Source organism: Micromonospora sp. URMC 106 (genome assembly GCF_051386395.1).
GTDB lineage: Bacteria > Actinomycetota > Actinomycetes > Mycobacteriales > Micromonosporaceae > Micromonospora.
Genome location: NZ_JBPQTP010000036.1, coordinates 35,842 through 55,290, shown reverse-complemented (window position 1 = coordinate 55,290; position 19,449 = coordinate 35,842). Strand labels below are relative to the sequence as shown.

The following is a 19,449-nucleotide window of genomic DNA, read 5'->3' as shown; positions in this document are numbered from 1 at the left end:
CGGTTGCTGCTGGAGGCCTCGTGGGAGACGTTCGAGTCGGCCGGGCTGGACCCGCAGCGGTTGCGGGGCAGCCGGACGGGCGTGTTCGCCGGCGTCATGTACCACGACTACGCCTCCCGGCTCATGGATCTGCCGACCGAGGTGGAGGGCTACGTCGGCACGGGAACCTCGGGCAGCGTGCTGTCGGGTCGGGTCGCGTACACGTTCGGCCTCGAAGGCCCGGCGGTCACCGTGGACACCGCCTGCTCCTCCAGCCTCGTCGCGCTGCACCTTGCCGCGCAGGCGCTGCGTAGCGGGGAGTGTGACCTGGCGTTGGCCGGTGGTGTGACGGTGATGGCGACGCCGGGCACGTTCGTCGAGTTCTCGCGGCAGCGGGGTCTGTCCCCGGACGGCCGGTGCAAGTCGTTCTCCGCGTCGGCCGACGGCACGGGTTGGTCCGAGGGCGTCGGCGTGCTGCTGGTGCAGCGGCTCTCCGACGCGCAGCGGGAGGGCCGGCGGATCTACGCGGTGGTGCGGGGTACGGCGGTGAACCAGGACGGCGCGTCGAACGGGTTGACCGCGCCGAACGGTCCGTCGCAGCAGCGGGTGATCCGGCAGGCCCTGGCCAACGCGCGCCTGAGCCCGGCGGACGTGGACGCGGTGGAGGCGCACGGCACCGGCACCACGTTGGGTGATCCGATCGAGGCGCAGGCGCTGCTGGCCACGTACGGGCAGGACCGGCCGGGGGAGCGGCCACTCCTGCTGGGCTCGGTGAAGTCGAACATCGGGCACACGCAGGCCGCGGCCGGCGTGGCCGGTGTGATCAAGATGGTGCTGGCGATGCGCCACGGTATGGTGCCGCCGACGTTGCACGTGGACGAGCCGTCGCCGCACATCGACTGGGCGGCGGGTGCGGTGGTGTTGGCGACGGAGCCGACGCCGTGGCCGGCGGTGGATCGGCCGCGTCGGGCGGCGGTGTCGTCGTTCGGGATTTCCGGCACGAACGCGCATGTGATCATCGAGCAGCCGCCGGCGGACGTCGTCGAGGGCGAGGTCGTCGCCCGGGGCGTGCCGCCGGTGGTGCCGGTGCTGCTGTCCGCGCGGTCGGAGGCGGCGCTGGCCGCGCAGGCCGGACGATGGGCGCGATCGCTGACGGCCGACGAGGCCATGCGTCCGCTGGACATGGCCTGGTCCTCGGTGACCACCCGGCCGGCGCTGGAGCAGCGCGCCGTCGCGCTGGTGGCCGACCGGGACAGCCTCCTCTCCGCCCTGCGAGCCCTCGACGCGGGCGAGTCCTCCGGCGCCGTCGTCACCGGTTCCGCTGCCGCCCAGGGGCAGCTCGCGCTGCTGTTCTCGGGCCAGGGCGCGCAGCGCGCGGGCATGGGCCGGGAACTGTCCGAAGCGTTCCCCGTCTTCGCCGCCGCCCTGGACGAGGTGTGTGGGCAGCTCGATCCGTTGTTGCCGCGTCCGCTGCGGGAGGTGCTGTTCGCCGAGGCGGGCACCCCGGAGGCGGGTCTGCTGGATCAGACGGTGTTCACGCAGGCGGGGTTGTTCGCGGTCGAGGTGGCGTTGTTCCGGCTGGTGGAGTCGTTCGGGGTCGTGCCGGACTTCGTGGGCGGTCACTCGGTCGGTGAGATCGCGGCCGCGCATGTCGCGGGGGTGCTGTCCCTGGGTGACGCGTGCCAGCTGGTCGCCGCGCGGGGCCGGCTGATGCAGGCCCTGCCCGCCGGCGGCGGGATGCTGGCGGTCGCCGCTTCGGAGGAGGCGGTGGTCGAGTCGATCGCCGTCCTGTCCGACCGGGTCGGCATCGCTGCTGTGAACGGGCCGACCTCCGTTGTGGTGTCCGGTGCGCTCGACGCCCTGAACGAGGTGGAGCAGATGTGGCGGGAGCGTGGTGCGCGGACCCGCCGCCTCACCGTCAGTCACGCGTTCCACAGCCCGTTGATGGAGCCGATGCTGGCGGAGTTCCGCACGGTCCTGGACGGGTTGGCGTTCGCGGCGCCGGTGCTGCCGATCGTGTCCAACGTGACCGGCGCCCTCGCCGACGCCGAGGAGATTCGCAGCCCGGAGTACTGGGTGCGGCACGTCCGCGAGGCGGTGCGTTACGCCGACGGCATCGCCGCCCTGCGTGCCGCCGGGGTGGACACGTTCCTGGAGGTCGGCCCGCAGAGCGTGTTGACCGCGATGGCCGCGGACATCCTGCCCGACGACGACGCCGTGCTGGCCGTCGCCGTCCAGCGCAGGGACCGGCCCGAGGCGCACGCGCTGCTGCACGCCCTGGCCGAGCTGCACGTGCACGGAATGCCGGTCACCTGGCGGGAGTGGTTCGCCGACACCGGCGCGCGGCGGGTCGACCTGCCCACGTACGCCTTCCAGCGCCAGCGCTACTGGCCCGAGGGCACGCCCACGGCGCCGACCGTCCCGGACAGCGGCGACGCCGACTTCTGGGCCGCCGTCGAACGCGGCGACCTCACCGCCCTCGCCGCCGAACTCGGCGAGGACGCCGAGGCCCTGGACGCCCTCAGCCCGGCCCTGCCGGTCCTCTCGCGCTGGCGGCAGGCCCGGTCCCGGGACACCACGCTCGACGGGTGGTCGTACCGGGTCGTGTGGGAGCCGGTGCGGCCGGCCCCGGCGGCCGGGCTGTCCGGGCGGTGGCTGGTCGTCACCGTCGACAGCGGGGCCGACGCGGGCGCCGCGAGGACGCTCACCGAGGCGGGGGCGCAGGTCGACACGCTGGCCGTGCCGCCCACCCTCACCCGGGCCGACCTGGCCGAGCGGCTGCGCCGGACCGGCGCGGAGGGCTGGGCCGGGGTGCTCTGCGTCCTGCCCCGGCAGGACCAGCCCCTGGCGCACACGCCGGCGCTCTCCGCCGGCACGGCGGTGCTGCTCACCCTCACCCGGGCGCTGACCGACACCGGCCTGCCGGGCCGGGTGTGGGCGCTCAGCCGGACCGCGATGCCGGTCACGGCGGGGGAGCGAGCCGGCGACGTCTGGGCGGCCCAGGCCTGGGGACTCGGCCGGGTCGTCGCCCTGGAACAGCCGGACCGCTGGGGCGGGCTGGTCGACCTGCCCGCCCGCGGCGACCGGAGCACCCGCGCCGCGCTCGTCGCCGTCCTGGCCGACGGCACCCTGGACCAGGTGGCGGTGCGCCGCAACGGCCTCTTCGGCCGGCGGCTCGTCCCGGCCGCGCCGCCCGCCAGCCCCGGCTGGCGGCCCGCCGGCACGGTGCTGGTGACCGGCGGTACGGGTGCGCTGGGTCGGCACGTGGCCCGGTGGTTGCTGGCCAACGGGGCCGACGAGGTGGTGCTGGCGTCGCGGCGTGGCCCGGACGCGCCCGGCGCGGCCGAGCTGGTCGACGAGTTGGGCGCGGTGCGGGTGGTGGCCTGCGACGTCACCGACCGGGCGGCGGTCGACGCGCTCGTCGCCGGGCTGCCGGAGCTGACCGCCGTCGTGCACACCGCCGGCGCGTCCGGCGGCACCACCCCGGCCTACGAGGTGACCGACGGCGAGCTGTCGGACACCCTGGCCGGGAAGGTGCTCGGCGCCGCGCACCTGGACGCCGCCTGCCGGGACCGCGACCTCGACGCGTTCGTGGTCTTCTCCTCGGTCGCCGGCGTCTGGGGCGGCGGCGGGCAGGCCGGCTACGCGGCCGGCAACGCCCTGCTCGACGCCCTCGTCGCCGCCCGCCGGGCGGCGGGCCTGCCCGCCACCGCCCTGGCCTACGGCCCGTGGGCGGAGGACGGCATGGCCGCCGGGGAGACCGCGGACGGCCTGCGCCGCCGCGGGTTCAGCCCGCTCGCGCCCGACGCCGCCGTCGCCGCGCTGGGCCGCTGGGTGAACGCCCCGGAGGCGGCGCCGGTGATCGTCGACGTCGACTGGTCCCGGTTCGTCACGGCGTTCACCGCCGCGCGGCCGAGTCACCTCTTCGACCGCGTCGCCCCGGCCGTCGCCGAGGAGCCGGAGCGGCCGGAGAGCGCCGCGGCCACCGACGGGCTGCGGGCCCGGCTCGCGGCGCTGCCGGCCACCGGCCAGGAGGCGCTGCTCGTCGACCTCGTCCGCGCCGAGGCGGCGGCCGTCCTCGGCCACGCCACCACCGACCAGGTGCCGGCCGGCCGGGCGTTCCGGGAACTGGGCTTCGACTCCCTCGCCGCCGTGCAGCTGCGGGACCGGCTGGGTCGGGTCACCGGACTGACCCTGCCGTCGACCGTGGTCTTCGACCACCCGTCGGCGGCGGAACTGGCCCGCTTCCTGCGTACCGAAATCGTGGTCGGAGCGGACGGCGGCCCGGCCACCGGCGGCGCGACCGCGGCCCGGCCGCCGGCGGACGAGCCGATCGCGATCGTCTCCATGGCCTGCCGCTTCCCGGGCGGGGTGTCGTCGCCGCAGGAGCTGTGGCGGCTGCTGGCCGACGGCGTGGACGCGGTGACGCCGATGCCCACCGACCGGGGCTGGGACCTCGACGCCCTCTTCGACAGCGACCCGGAGCGGGTCGGCACCAGCTACACCCGCAGCGGCGGCTTCCTGCCCGACGTGGCCGGCTTCGACGCCGCGTTCTTCGGGATCAACCCGCGCGAGGCCCTGGCGATGGACCCGCAGCAGCGGCTGCTGCTGCACACCACCTGGGAGGTGTTCGAACGCGCCGGCATCGACCCGCACCGGGTACGCGGCTCCGCCACCGGCGTCTTCATGGGCACCAACGGGCAGGACTACGCCACGCTGCTGCTGGGCGCCCGGTCCCAGGTGGAGGGCTACCAGGCCACCGGCAACGGCGCGTCGGTGGTCTCCGGCCGCCTGGCGTACTCGTTCGGGCTGCACGGCCCGGCCGTCACCGTCGACACCGCCTGCTCGTCGTCGCTGGTGGCGCTGCACCTGGCCGCGCAGGCGCTGCGCAGCGGCGAGTGCGACCTCGCCCTGGCCGGCGGCGTGACCGTCATGTCGACGCCGGGCGCGTTCCTCGAGTTCTCCCGGCAGCGCGGCCTCGCCGCCGACGGGCGGGTCAAGGCGTTCGCCGCGGCCGCCGACGGCACCGGCTGGGGCGAGGGCGTCGGCGTCCTGCTGCTCCAGCGGCTCTCCGACGCCCAGCGGGACGGCAACCGGATCCTCGCCGTCGTGCGGGGCAGCGCGGTCAACCAGGACGGCGCGAGCAACGGCCTCACCGCCCCGAACGGGCCGGCCCAGCAGCGGGTCATCCGGCAGGCGCTGGACAACGCGGGCCTGACGCCCGACGACGTGGACGCGGTCGAGGCGCACGGCACCGGCACCACCCTCGGCGACCCGATCGAGGCGCAGGCGCTGCTGGCGACGTACGGGCGGGGCCGACCCGCCGACCGGCCGCTGTGGCTCGGCTCGGTGAAGTCGAACCTCGGCCACACCCAGGCCGCGGCGGGCGCCGCCAGCCTCATGAAGATGGTGCTGGCCCTGCAGCACGAGGTGCTGCCGGCGACCCTGCACGTCGACGCGCCGACCCCGCACGTCGACTGGACGTCGGGCGCGCTGGCGCTGCTCACCGAGGCGCGGCCCTGGCCCGCCACGGACCGGCCCCGCCGCGCCGGCGTCTCCTCGTTCGGGATCAGCGGCACCAACGCCCACGTGATCCTGGAACAGCCCCCGCAGCGGCCGCCGCAGCCGGACGCCCCGACGACCGGGGAACGGCCGGCCGGGGGAGACCTGCCGTGGCCGGTCTCGGCGGCCGACCCCGCCGCGCTGCGCGACCAGGCGGGCCGGCTGGCCGAGCGGATCGCCGCGGGCGACGACCCGGCCGACCTGGTCGCCTGGGCGCTCGCCGACGGCCGGGCCCACCTCGGGCACCGGGCGACCGTGGTCGCCGCCGACCGGGCGACGCGGCTGGCCGCGCTGCGGGCGCTGGCCGGCGGGGAACCCCACCCCGCGCTGGTCACCGCCGAACGGCGCTCGGGCGGCCTCGCCGTCCAGTTCTCCGGCCAGGGCGCCCAGCGGCCCGGTGCCGGTCGACAGTTGTACGCCACGTTCCCGGTGTTCGCGGCGGCCCTCGACGAGGTCTGCGGGGTGCTGGACCGGCACCTGCCGCAGCCGCTGAAGCCGGTGTTGTTCGCCGACGGCGGCAGCGCCGAGGCCGCGCTGCTCGACGAGACGGTGTTCACCCAGGCCGGGCTGTTCGCGCTGGAAGTGGCCCTGTTCCGGCTGGTCGAGTCGTTCGGGGTGGTGCCCGGGTACGTCGCCGGGCACTCGGTCGGCGAGATCACCGCCGCGCACGTCGCCGGGGTGCTCTCCCTCGCGGACGCCGCCACGCTGGTGGCCGCCCGGGGCCGGCTGATGCAGGCCCTTCCGGCCGGGGGCGGGATGCTCGCCGTCGCCGCCGACGAGGCCGCGGTGGCCGCGTCGCTGGCCGGGCTGACCGACCGGGTCGGCGTCGCGGCCGTCAACGGACCCACCTCCGTGGTGGTCGCCGGTGCGGTCGACGACCTCGACGGGCTGGAGCGTCTCTGGCGGGAGCGCGGGGTGCGGACGCGCCGGCTGCGGGTCAGCCACGCGTTCCACAGCCCGCTGATGGAGCCGATGCTGGCCGAGTTCCGGGCCGTCCTCGACGGGCTGACCTTCGCCGCGCCGCTGCTGCCGATCGTGTCGAACCTGACCGGGGCGGTCGCCGACCCGGACGAGATCCGCACGCCCGACTACTGGGTGCGGCACGTCCGGGCGGCCGTGCGGTACGCCGACGGCATCCACGCGCTGCGCGGCGCGGGGGTGGACACGTTCCTGGAACTCGGCCCGCAGGCGGTGCTGACCGCGATGACCGCCGGCCTGCTGCCCGACGAGGGTGCCGGCACGGCCGTGGCGGCGTTGCGCGCCGGCGCCGACGAGCCGGCCGCCCTGCTCTCCGCGCTGGCCGCCCTGCACGGCACCGGGCGGGACGTCGACTGGGCGGCGGTGCTCGGCGTGCTGGCCGGCCCGCGTCCGGACCCCCGGCGGCTGCCCGAGCTGCCCACGTACGCGTTCCGGCCGCAGCGCTACTGGCCGACGCTCGACGCGACCCCGACCCCGGCCGCCGACCCGGTGGACGACGCGTTCTGGCGGGCCGTCACCGACGGCGACCTGGACCGGCTCGGCATCGACCCGGACCAGCCGCTGCGCGACCTGCTGCCCGAACTGGACTCGTGGCGTCGTCGCCAGCACCTCGACGGCACCCTCGCCGGCTGGCGGTACCGGGTCACCTGGGAGCGCCGGTCCCTGACCGGCCGCGACCCGGGCACCTGGCTGGTGGTGGCCCCGCCGCAGCAGGTCACCGACCGGGTGGTCGCCGGGCTCACGGCCGGCGGCGCGACGGCGCACGTGCTGACCGTCGACCCCGCCACGGTCACCCGCGACGGCCTCGCCGCCGACCTCGACCGGCTCACCGAGGCGCACCGGCCGACGGCGCTGCTCTCCCTGCTGGCGCTGGACGAGGCCCCGCACCCGGAGCAGACCGCGCTGCCGACCGGCCTGGCGGCGAACCTGCTGCTCGTGCAGGCGCACACCCTGCGCTCCGCGCCGCCCGTGCCGCTGTGGCTCGCCACCACCGGGGCCGTCGCCGTCGCCGACGAACCGGTCGCCCATCCGACGCAGGCCACCACGTGGGGCCTCGGCCTCGTCGCCGCGGTGGAGCACCCCCGCCACCTCGGCGGGGTCGTCGACCTGCCGGCGGGCGCGGGCCAGGCGTCGTACGCGGCCCTGGCGGGCGCCCTCACCAACGTCGACGGGGAGGACCAACTCGCCGTCCGAGAGTCCGGGGTGCACGCCCGGCGCCTGGTCCGGTACACCGGCCGGCCGGCGGCTGACGGCGGGTACACCCCGCACGGCACCGTCCTGCTCACCGGCGGGGCCGGCGCCCTCGCCCGGCACACCAGCGACTGGCTCGGCCGGCAGGGCGCGGAGGTGCTCCCGCTGGCCGAGCCGGCGGCGGGCAAGCTCGGTGACCTGGTCGACCAGCTCGCCGCCGAGAACCGGCCGGTGACCGCGCTCGTCCACGTGCCGGCGGAGACCGGGTCGGTGCCGCTGGCGGAGCTGACCGTCGCCGGCCTGGCCGCCGACCTGGCCGCCACCGTGGGCGACATCCCGAGGTACGCCGACGAGCTGACCCACCGGCCGCTCGACGCCTTCGTGCTCTGCACCTCCACGTCGGGCGTGTGGGGCGCGGGTGGCCGGGCCGGCCAGTCCGCGGGTGACGCGCTGTTGCACGCGCTCGCGGCCAACCGGCGGCACGGCGGGCTGGTGGCCACGGCCGTGGCGTGGGGGCCGTGGCGGGACGAGCCCGAGTCGGCCGAGCTGGCGCAGCTGCGCCGGCGGGGCCTGCCGGGCCTGCCCCCGGAGCTGGCCGTCGAGGCGTTCGGGCAGGCGCTGCGCGAGGAGGCGGCGCTGGTGGTCGCGGACGTGCGCTGGGACCGGTTCGTGCCGGCGTTCGCGTCGATGCGGCCGTGCCCGCTGTTGACCGGGATCCCCGAGGCGCGCGCGGCGCTGCCCGCCGACGACGTGCGCCAGCCGGCGGACGACGAGGCGGCGACCGCGCTGCGGGAGCGGCTGCGCCCGCTGAGCCCCGGCGAGCGGGAGGGGATCCTCGTCGAGCTGGTGGGCACCCTGGCGTCGACCGTGCTCGGCCACGCCGGGGGCGGGGGACTGGAGCCGGACCGCGCGTTCCGGGAGGTCGGCTTCGACTCGATGACGGCGGTGGAGCTGCGCAACCGGCTCCGCGCCGCCACCGGGGTGCCGTTGCCCGCGAGCGTGGTGTTCGACTACCCGACGCCGGCGGCGCTGGCCCGGCACCTGCGCGACCAACTGGTCGAGGACGGCGCCGCCGCGGCCGCCCCGCTGCTGGCGGAGCTGGACCGGCTGGACGGCGTCTTCGCGGCCAGCGCGCCGGACCGGCTGACCCGGCAGAAGCTGCTGGTGCAGTTGCAGGCGTTCGTCGCCCGGTGGGGCGACGACCGTGGCCCCGTCGAGGAGAAGCCGGTCACGCACGCCCTCGACGACGCGACGGACGCCGAGATCTTCGATTTCATCCACCGCGAGCTGGGTGGTCCCGGCGGCAATTTGCCGGGGCTTTAGAAATGGTGGGTCGCGACCGTTGTCGGCGGTCGCGGCGAAGCCGGCCGGGCGGGGTGTCGCACCCGCCCGGCCGCACCCCGCGCGGCCGGCGTCCCGGGCCGCTCAGCAGGGCTACTCGCCCCCGCCTGCGCCCCCGTCTCCTAGGGGCACCGGTAGGGGCACGCTAGGGGTTGTGACCGCCGTCCGGCGACAATTACCTTTCCTCCGGCAAGTAAGACCTGGTGTGCGCGGAAACGCATTTTGTCTGGCAATTCGTGGTCGGCTGAATGGGCTTTGATCTTCGCGGCTTGTGGCGTCTGTGGACGGTATTGGGTCGCCTGGTTGTTTCCGGCCCGAAGAGGTGGCGCTAATGGCGACTGAAGATACGCTCCGGGAGTACCTGAAATGGGTGACGGCGGACCTTCACCAGACCAGGAGGAAGCTCGGCGAGCTTGAGGCGGCCAGCCGCGAACCCATCGCGATCGTCGGCATGGCCTGCCGCTTCCCGGGCGGGGTGCGCTCGCCGGAGGAGCTGTGGGAGCTCGTCGACTCGGGCCGCGACGCCGTCTCCGGGTTCCCCGCCGACCGCGGCTGGGACCTGGCCCGGCTCTTCCACCCGGACCCCGACCACCCGGGCACGTCGTACGTCTCCGAGGGCGGCTTCGTCGACTCGGCCACCGACTTCGACGCCGCGTTCTTCGGCATCTCGCCCCGCGAGGCGCTGAGCATGGACCCCCAGCAGCGGCTGCTGCTGGAGACCTCCTGGGAGGCGTTCGAGCACGCCGGGATCGACCCCTCGGCGCTGCGCGGCCACCAGGTGGGGGTGTTCGCCAGCACCACCGGCCAGGACTACGTGGGGCTGCTCCAGCAGCCGCCGCCCGGCACCGAGGGCTACATCCTCACCGGCACCGCCGCGAGCGTGGTGTCCGGCCGCATCTCGTACGCCCTCGGCATCGAGGGTCCCGCGCTCACCGTCGACACCGCCTGCTCGTCCTCGCTGGTCGCGCTGCACCTGGCCTGTCAGGCGCTGCGGCAGGGGGAGTGCACCCTGGCGCTGGCCGGCGGGGCCACCATCATGTCCACCCCCGCCGCCTTCATCGGGTTCAGCCGCCAGCGCGGCCTGGCCGCCGACGGCCGGTGCAAGTCGTTCGCCGCAGCCGCCGACGGCACCGCCTGGGGCGAGGGCGTCGGTCTGCTCCTCGTCGAGCGGCTCTCCGACGCGCGGCGCAACGGCCACCCCGTCCTGGCCGTGGTGCGCGGCAGCGCGGTCAACCAGGACGGCGCCAGCAACGGGCTCACCGCCCCCAACGGCCCGTCCCAGCAGCGGGTCGTGCTCCAGGCGCTGGCCAGCGCCCGGCTCGCGCCGGAGCAGGTCGACGTGGTGGAGGCGCACGGCACCGGCACCACCCTCGGCGACCCGATCGAGGCCCAGGCCCTGCTGTCGACGTACGGGCAGGGGCGACCGGCGGACCGGCCGCTCTGGCTCGGCTCCGTCAAGTCGAACATCGGGCACACCCAGGCCGCCGCCGGCGTGGCCGGCGTGATCAAGATGGTGATGGCGCTGCGGCACGAGACCGTGCCGGCGACGCTGCACGTCGACGCGCCCACCCCCAATGTGGACTGGACGGCCGGCGCGGTGTCGCTGGTCACCGAGCCGCAGCCGTGGCCCGCCGGGGAGCAGCCCCGCCGAGCCGGCGTCTCCTCCTTCGGCATGAGCGGCACCAACGCGCACGTGATCATCGAGGAGGCGCCCGCCGTCGACGCGGCCCCGGCGCAGGCCCCGGACGGCCCCGTCGCCGCGCCCGACGCGGCCACCGCCACGGACGCGGGCACCACCGTCGCCACGGACGCGGGCCCCGCCCCGGTCACCGGAGCCGGCCTCGTGCCGGTGCTGGTCTCCGCCCGCGACGCGGACTCCCTCGCCGCGCAGGCGACCCGCTGGGCCGACTGGCTCGACGGCCGCCCCGACCTGCGGCTGACCGACGTCGGCTGGTCGTCGGTCCGCACCCGGGCCAGCCTGGAACACCGGGCCGCGCTGCTCGTGCCCGATCGCGCCGCCCTGCTGGACGGCCTGCGCGCGCTCGCCGCCGGCGGCCACGCCCCGGGCCTGGTCACCGGCGCCGGGTCGCGCGGCGGCAAGCTGGCGTTCCTCTTCTCGGGGCAGGGCGCGCAGCGCAGCGGCATGGGCCGCGACCTGGCCGCCGCGTTCCCCGTCTTCGCCCGGGCCCTGGCCGAGGTCTGCGCCGAGCTGGACCGGCACCTGCCCCGCCCGCTCACCCCGGTGCTCTTCGCGCCCGAGGGCGACGAGGCCGCCGCGCTGCTCAACCAGACCCTCTACACCCAGGCCGGCCTGTTCGCCGTCGAGGTGGCGCTGTTCCGGCTCCTGGAGAGCTGGGGAATCGTCCCGGACGTCCTGCTCGGCCACTCGATCGGCGAGCTGTCCGCGGCCCACGCGGCCGGCGTGCTGTCGCTGCCCGACGCCGCCACGCTCGTCGCGGCCCGGGGCCGGCTGATGCAGGCCCTGCCGGCCGGCGGCGCGATGCTGGCCGTCCAGCTCCCCGCCGACGCGGTAGGGGCCGCGCTGGCGGGTTTCGAGGACCGCGTCGCCGTGGCCGCCGTCAACGGGCCCACCGCCGTGGTCGTCTCCGGCGCCGCCGACGCCGTCGAGGAACTCGAGCGCCGCTGGGCCGACCAGGGCGTACGCACCAGGCCGCTGCGCGTCAGCCACGCCTTCCACAGCCCGCTGATGGAACCCATGCTCGCCGAGTTCGCCGCCGTGGTGCGCGGGCTGGAGCTGCACCCGCCGGCGCTGCCGATCGTGTCGAACCTGACCGGCGCGGTCGCCGACCCCGACGAGATCCGCACCGCCGACTACTGGGTGCGGCACGTGCGGGAGGCGGTCCGCTTCGCCGACGGCGTGGCGCAACTGCGCGCCCTGGGCGCGCGTACGTTCCTGGAGGTCGGCCCCAGCGGAGTGCTCACCGCGCTGATCCGCGACATCCTGACCGCGACCGGCACCGACGACGGCGGCGCCGTGGCGCTGCTGCGCCGGGACCGCGCCGAGCCCGCGTCCGTGTTCACCGCCCTCGCCGAGCTGCACGTCGCCGGGGTCGAAGTGGGCTGGGCCGAGCTCTTCGCGGGCACCGACGCCGCGCGGGTGCCCCTGCCCGGGTACGCCTTCCGCCGGCAGCGGTTCTGGCCCGAGCCGCCGCCCGCCGCCCCCGAGGCCACCGCGCCCGGCGACGACGACGAGTTCTGGGCCGCCCTGGAAAGTGCGGACGTCGACACGCTCCGCGACGAGCTGGGCGTCGGCCCGGACGACGACGAGCAGGTGCGGGCGCTGCTGCCGGCCCTGCCGGTGCTCACCTCCTGGCGCCGCTCCCGGCGGGAACGCTCCCTGGTGGACGGCTGGTCGTACCAGGTGACCTGGCAGCCCGTCCCGGTCGAGGACCGGGACGGCCCCGCCGGCCGCTGGCTGCTCGTGCTGCCGACCGACGACGCCCCGCAGTGGGCCGACCGGCTGGCCGGCCTCTTCCCCGACGCCGAGCCGCTGCCGCTGCCGGTCGGCGCGGCGGACCTCGACCGCGCGGCCCTCGCCGCCCGGCTGCGGGACCTCGTCGCCGGCCGGCCGGTCGACGGCGTGCTCGCCGTGGTCGCCGGCCAGGACCGGCTGCTGCCCGAGCACCCCGGCGTGACCCTCGGCGCCGGCACCACCCTCGCCTTGGTCCAGGCGATGACCGACCTCGACCTGGTGGCCCCGCTGTGGTGCGTCACCAGCGGCGCGGTGGCGGCGGCCCCGGGCGACCGGGTCGCGCACCCGCTGCAGACCGAGGTCTGGGGCCTCGGCCGCGCGGCGGCGGTCGAACAACCGCACCGCTGGGGCGGCCTGGTCGACCTGCCGGCCACCGTGGACGACACCACCACCCGGCGGCTCGCCGCCGTGCTCGCCGCCGCCGGCGAGGACCAGGTCGCCGTGCGGCCCGGCGGGGTCTGGGCCCGCCGGCTCGCCCCCGCCCCGCCGGCGTCGGACGAGTCCGCCGCCGACTGGTGGTCCGGCACCGTCCTGGTCACCGGCGGCACCGGCGCCCTCGGCGGCCACGTCACCCGCTGGCTGCTGGACCGGGGCGTCGGGCAGGTCGTGCTGGCCAGCCGCCGGGGCGCCACCGCGCCGGCCGTGGCGGACCTGCTCGACCGGTACGGCGCCGACGGCCGGGTCACCGTCGCCGCCTGCGACGTCACCGACCGGCGTTCCGTGGCGGACCTGGTCGACTCGCTGCCCGGCCTGACCGCGGTCGTGCACGCCGCCGGCACCGACCAGCTCACCCCGCTGACCGACACCACCCTCGACGAGTTCTCCCACGTCGTCGCGGGGAAGGTGCTCGGCGCCCTGCACCTCGACGCGTGCCTCGCCGACCGCGAACTCGCCGCGTTCGTCATGTTCTCCTCCATCTCCGGCGTGTGGGGCAGCGCAGGCCAGTGCGCGTACGGCGCCGGCAACTCGCTGCTGGACGCCCTCGCGGTCAACCGGCGCGGCCGGGGCCTGCCGGCCACCGCCGTCTCGTGGACCGCGTGGGGCGGCGCGGACGGCATGGCCGCCGAGAACGTGGCCACCGAGCAGCTCAACCGGATGGGCCTGCCGCCGATCGACCCGGACACCGCGCTCGTCGCGTTGGACCGGGCGCTGCGCCGGCCGACGCCCTGCGTCACCGTCGCCGACGTCGACTGGACCCGGTTCCACCCCGCGTTCACCGTGGCCCGGCCCAGCCCGCTGCTCGGCGACCTGCCGCAGGTGCGGGCGATCGTCGCGCAGGAGGAGGCCACCGCGTCGGCCCCGGGCGAGATCGCCGCACCGCTGCGGCACCTGGCCGCGCTGCCGGCGGCCGAGCAGGAGCGGGAGCTGCTGCGCCTGGTCAACGAGCAGACCGCGGCGGTGCTCGGCCACGCCACCCCCGACGAGCTGCGCGGGCGCCCGTTCAAGGACCTCGGCTTCGACTCGCTGACCGCGGTGGACTTCCGGGGGCGGCTGAACGCGGCCACCGGCCTGCGGCTGCCCACCACGCTGGTCTTCGACTACCCCACCCCGGCCGAGCTGGCCGCGCACCTGCGCGAGCTGGTGTCCGGCGCCGACCGGGTCGACGCGCCGCAGACCGTCGTCCTGGACGCCGACGAGCCCGTCGCGATCGTCGGCATGGCCTGCCGCTACCCGGGCGGCGTCGACGGGCCGGAGGCGTTCTGGCGGCTGGTCGCCGACGGCGTCGACGCCATCTCACCGTTCCCCACCGACCGGGGCTGGGAGATCCCCGAGACGGTGGAGGGGGCGCACGCCCCGGCCGGCGGCTTCCTTTACGACGTGCCCGACTTCGACCCCGCCTTCTTCGAGATCTCGCCCCGCGAGGCGGTGGCGATGGACCCGCAGCAGCGGCTCACCCTCGAGGCGTCCTGGGAGGCGCTGGAACGGGCCGGGGTCGACCCCGCGTCGCTGCGCGGCACCCGCACCGGCGTCTTCGTGGGCGCCTCGACCTCCGGGTACGGCACCGGGCTGACCGAGGTCCCCGAGGGGGTCGAGGGCTACCTGATGACCGGCGCCGCGCACAGCGTGATCTCCGGGCGGGTGGCGTACGCGCTGGGGCTGGAGGGGCCGGCCGTCACGGTCGACACCGCCTGCTCCTCGTCGCTGGTGGCGCTGCACCTCGCCGGGGTGGCGCTGCGGCGGGGCGAGTGCGACCTGGCGCTGGCCGGCGGCGTGGCGGTGATGGCCACCCCGACGGCGTTCCAGGAGTTCGCCCGCCAGGGCGGGCTGGCCTCCGACGGGCGGTGCAAGTCCTTCGCCGCCTCGGCGGACGGCACCGGTTGGTCCGAGGGCGTCGGCATGCTGCTGGTGCAGCGGCTCTCGGACGCCCGGCGGCAGGGCCGCCGGATCCTCGCCGTGGTGCGCGGCTCCGCGGTGAACTCCGACGGCGCGTCGAACGGCCTGACCGCGCCCAACGGCCCGTCCCAGCAGCGGGTGATCCGGCAGGCGCTCGCCAGTGCCCGGCTGGCGGTCACCGACGTGGACGTCGTCGAGGCGCACGGCACCGGCACCACCCTCGGCGACCCGATCGAGGCGCAGGCCCTGCTGGCGACCTACGGGCAGGACCGGGGCGACGCCGACCCGCTGCTGCTGGGGTCGGTGAAGTCGAACATCGGCCACGCGCAGGCCGCCGCCGGCGTGGCCGGTGTGATCAAGATGGTGCTGGCGATGCGGGAGGGCACCGTACCGGCGTCGCTGCACGTGGACACCCCGTCGCCGCACATCGACTGGTCGGCGGGCGCGGTGGAGCTGGTGACCCGGTCCCGGCCGTGGCCCGCGGTGGACCGGCCGCGCCGGGCGGCGGTCTCCTCGTTCGGGATCTCCGGCACCAACGCCCACGTCGTCATCGAGCAGCCCACCGACGCCGACGTGGCCGCCGACGCCGAGCCGGCGCCCGCCCCGACCCCCGGCCTGGTCGACTCCGACACGGTGGTGTGGCCGGTGTCGGCCCGCTCCGCCACCGCCCTCGCCGCGCAGGCGTCCCGGCTGGCGCGGCACGTGCGGGAACACCCCGGCCTCGCCCCGGCGGCGGTCGGCTGGTCCCTCGCGACCACCCGGTCGGCGTTCGACCGGCGGGCCGCGGTGATCGGCGCGACCCCCGGCGAGCTGCTGGCCGGCCTGGACGCGCTCACCGCCGGCGCACCGGCCGACAACGTCGTCACCGGCGCCGTCGCCAACCACGGCGCGGGCCCCGTGTTCCTCTTCCCGGCGGCGGGTCCGGCGGGTCCGGCGGCCGGGCTGGTCGGCCGCTGCCCGGTCTTCGACGACACGCTCGCCGAGTGCCGGCAGGCCCTCGCGCCCTGGCTCGACGTCGACCCGGCCGCCCTGCTGACCGGCGCCGACACCTCCTGGACCGGCCGGCCGGAGGTGGCCCGGCCCGTCCTGTTCGCCGTCGGGGTGGCGCTCGCCGCCGTCTGGCGGCACGCCGGCCTCACCCCGGCCGCGGTCGTCGGGGACGGCGACGGCGAGGTCGTGGCCGCCTGCGTGGCGGGCCTGCTGTCCCTGCCCGACGCCGCCCGGACGGTGGCGCTGCGGGCCCGGGCCGCCGCCGGCGAGGTGGACCCCGACGGGCTGCGGGCCGGCCTGGCCGGGCTCGCGCCGCAGCCCGGGACCGCCCGGCTGGCCTCCACGGTCACCGGGGACTGGGCCGAGCCGGCGACCCTCGGCGCCGACCACTGGGCGGAGGCGACGGCGGGCCGGCTCGACGACGCCGTCCGCGCCGCCGTGGCGGCCGGACACGTGACGTTCGTGGAGGTGTCGCCGGAGCCGACGCTGACCACCCGGGTCGCCGCCGTCCTCGACGCCACCGGCGCCACCGGCCACGTCCTGGACACCCTGGGCGGGGCGGCCGACGCCGCGACCCGGCTGCTCACCAGCCTCGCCACCGCGCACACCCTCGGCCTGCCGGTGGACCACCGCCGGGTGCTGGCCGCCACCGAGCCGGTCGACCTGCCGACGTACGCCTTCGACCGGCACCGCTACTGGCTGGAGCGCACCGGCGCCCACCGCTCGGTCCTGCCCGCCGTGGGTCTCGACGTCGTCGACCACCCGCTGCTCAGCGCGGTGGCCGACCTGCCGGGCGACGAGGGCCTGCTGTTCACCGGCCGGATCACCCTCGCCACCCACCCCTGGCTGGCCGACCACGCCGTGCTGGGCACGGTGCTGCTGCCCGGGACGGCCCTAGTGGAGCTGGCGTCGTGGACCGGGCGGCACGCCGGCGCGGCGACCGTCGCCGAGCTGAACCTGGAGGCTCCGCTGGCGATCCCCACCGAGGGGGGAGTCGACGTGCGGGTCCGCGTCGGCCCGCTGGACGACACCGGGCACCGGCCCGTCGCCATCCACTCCCGACGCGACGACGACACCGACCCCGACGGCTCCCGCGCCTGGCAGCGGCACGCCTCCGGCCAGCTCACCGGCACCGCCGACCCGGCGGACGCCCCGGCGGCCGTGTGGCCGCCCGCCGACGCCGAGCCGATCGCCCTCGACGGGCTCTACGCCCGGCTCGCCGCCCAGGGCTACCACTACGGCCCGGTCTTCCGGGCGCTGCGCGCCGCGTGGCGGTCGGGGTCGGACATCCTCGCCGAGGTCGCCCTGGACGCCGACGCGTCCACCGACACCACCGCCTTCTCCGTGCACCCGGCCCTGCTGGACGCGGCGCTGCACGCCATCGGCGCCAGCGTCACCGACCCCGCCGGCGCCGACGGCGCGGCGCCGGCCCCGCCGGGCGGCCCCGACATCCGCCCGGGCCTGCCGTTCACCTGGTCGGGCGTCACCATCCGGCCCACCCGCGCCCGCGAACTGCGGATCCGGCTGCGCGCCACCGACACCGGGTCGGTGACGCTGACGGTCACGGACACCGGCGCGACGCCCGTCGCGTCCGTCGACGGCCTGGTCCTGCGGCCCATCTCCGGCGAGCAGCTCAGCGCCGCCCGCCGGTCCGCCACCCGGTCCCTGCACCGCCTCGACTGGGTCGCCCCCGCCCCGGGCCGCACCGACGGCACGGCCCGGCCGGTCGCCGTCGGCGCCGACTGGCCCGGCGCCGACCGGCACCCGGACCTGTCCGCGCTGGTCGCCGCGACGCGTGCGGGCGGCCCGGTCCCCGACGCGGTGGTGGTCACCTGCGTCGGGCCGGCCGCCGACGAGCCGCACCCCGCCCGCCAGGCGCACCGGGTCGCCCACCGCACCCTCGCCCTGGCCCAGCAGTGGCTCGCCGAGGAGTCCCTCGCGCCGGCCCGGCTGGTGGTGGTGACCCGCGGCGCGGTCCGGGTCGACCCGGACGAGCCGCTCGCGGACGTGCCGGCCGCCACCGCCTGGGGCCTGCTCCGCTCCGCCCAGTCGGAGAACCCGGACCGGATCGTGCTCCTCGACGTCGACGACGACGCGTCGGCCGCCGCGCTGCTGCCGGCGGCCCTGGCCACGGGCGAACCCCAGCTCGCGGTACGCGCCGGCCAGCTGCGGGTGCCCCGGCTGACCCGGCTCGGCCCGCCCCCGGCCGACCGGCCCGGCCCGGACCTGGCCGCCGGCACCGTCCTGGTGACCGGGGCGACCGGCCTGCTCGGGCGGCTGGTGGCGCGGCGGCTGGTGACCCGGCACGACGTACGCCACCTGCTGCTGGTCAGCCGCAGCGGGGCGGACGCCCCGGGCGTCGCCGGCCTCGTCGACGAGCTCGCCGGCCTCGGCGCCACCGCCCGGGTGGTCGCCTGCGACGTCACCGACCGCGACGCGCTGGCCCTGCTGGTCGACCAGATCCCGGCCGACCGCCCGCTGACCGGCGTGGTGCACGCGGCCGGCGTGCTGGACGACGGCATCCTGCCCGCGCTCACCCCGGACCGCTTCGACACCGTGCTCCGCCCCAAGGTCGACGCGGCCTGGCACCTGCACGAGCTGACCGAGAAGCTGGACCTGGCGGCGTTCGTGCTCTTCTCCTCGGCGGCCGGCCTCTTCGGCGGCCCCGGCCAGGCCAACCACGCCGCGGCCAACTGCTTCCTCGACGCCCTCGCCCAGCACCGGCGCGACCGGGGGCTCCCGGCGCTCTCCCTGGCCTGGGGGCCGTGGACCAACGACACCGGGGACGGCCAGACCGGCCACGTCGACGAGGACCGGATGAGCCGGGGCGGCTTCGTCCCGCTCGGCGCCGACGAGGGCATGGACCTGTTCAGCGAGGCGCTGCGCTTCGCCGAGCCGGTGGTCGTACCGGTCAACCTGGACCTCGCGCTGATCGGCCGGCACGGGCCGGCGGCGGTGCCGCCGGTGCTGCGGTCGCTGGTCCGGCCGGCGCCGACGGGCGCCGCGCGGGCCGCGGAGCGCGACCCGGCGGAGGCGCTGCGGGAGACCCTGGCCGCCACCCCCGACGCGGACCGGGACCAGGTCCTCTCCGACCTGGTCCGCACCCACGCCGCCGCGGTCCTCGGGTACGCGTCGATCCGGTCGATCGACGCCGAACGCGGCTTCGTCGAGCTGGGCTTCGACTCGCTGACCGCGGTCGAGTTCCGCAACCGGCTCAACGCGGCCACCGGCCTGCGGCTGCCGTCCACGCTGATCTACGACCGGCCGACCACGGCCGCGCTGGTCGAGCACCTGCGGGGCGCGCTGCTGGCGGAGCGCAGCACGTCCGCGCTCACGGTGCTCGGCGAGCTGAACAAGCTGGAGCACGCCATGCGCACGGTGGCCGCCGGTGACACCGACCGGGCCGCCGTCGGCGACCGGCTGCGCGAACTGCTCTCCCTGTGGACCTACGCCGAGTCCGACGCCGACTCCGCCGCCGACGACGGCGCCAGCCTCCGGTCGGCCTCCGCCGAGGAGATCTTCAGCCTGCTGGACGAAGAGCTCGGCACGGCCTGATCCGGCATGTCGCACACCTCGATTCC

General features: G+C 77.1%; 2 protein-coding genes. Both read left to right on the top strand.

Annotation, left to right across the window (positions count from 1 at the left end; all coding sequences use genetic code 11):
• On the top strand, nt 1-9,033 hold a 9,033-nt coding region (locus ACSNOB_RS14115; protein ID WP_436687056.1), incomplete at its 5' end, for a type I polyketide synthase.
• 349 nt (nt 9,034-9,382) lie between these two features.
• Nucleotides 9,383-19,423 (top strand): type I polyketide synthase, encoded by a 10,041-nt coding sequence (locus ACSNOB_RS14110; RefSeq protein WP_436687055.1) that lies wholly within the window; start codon nt 9,383-9,385, stop codon nt 19,421-19,423.
• Nucleotides 19,424-19,449 lie beyond the last annotated feature (26 nt).

Coding starts and splice junctions, on each gene's coding strand:
- ACSNOB_RS14110 (WP_436687055.1), top strand. CDS start 9,383: ATGGCGACTGAAGATACGCTCCGGGAGTACCTGAAATGGGTGACGGCG.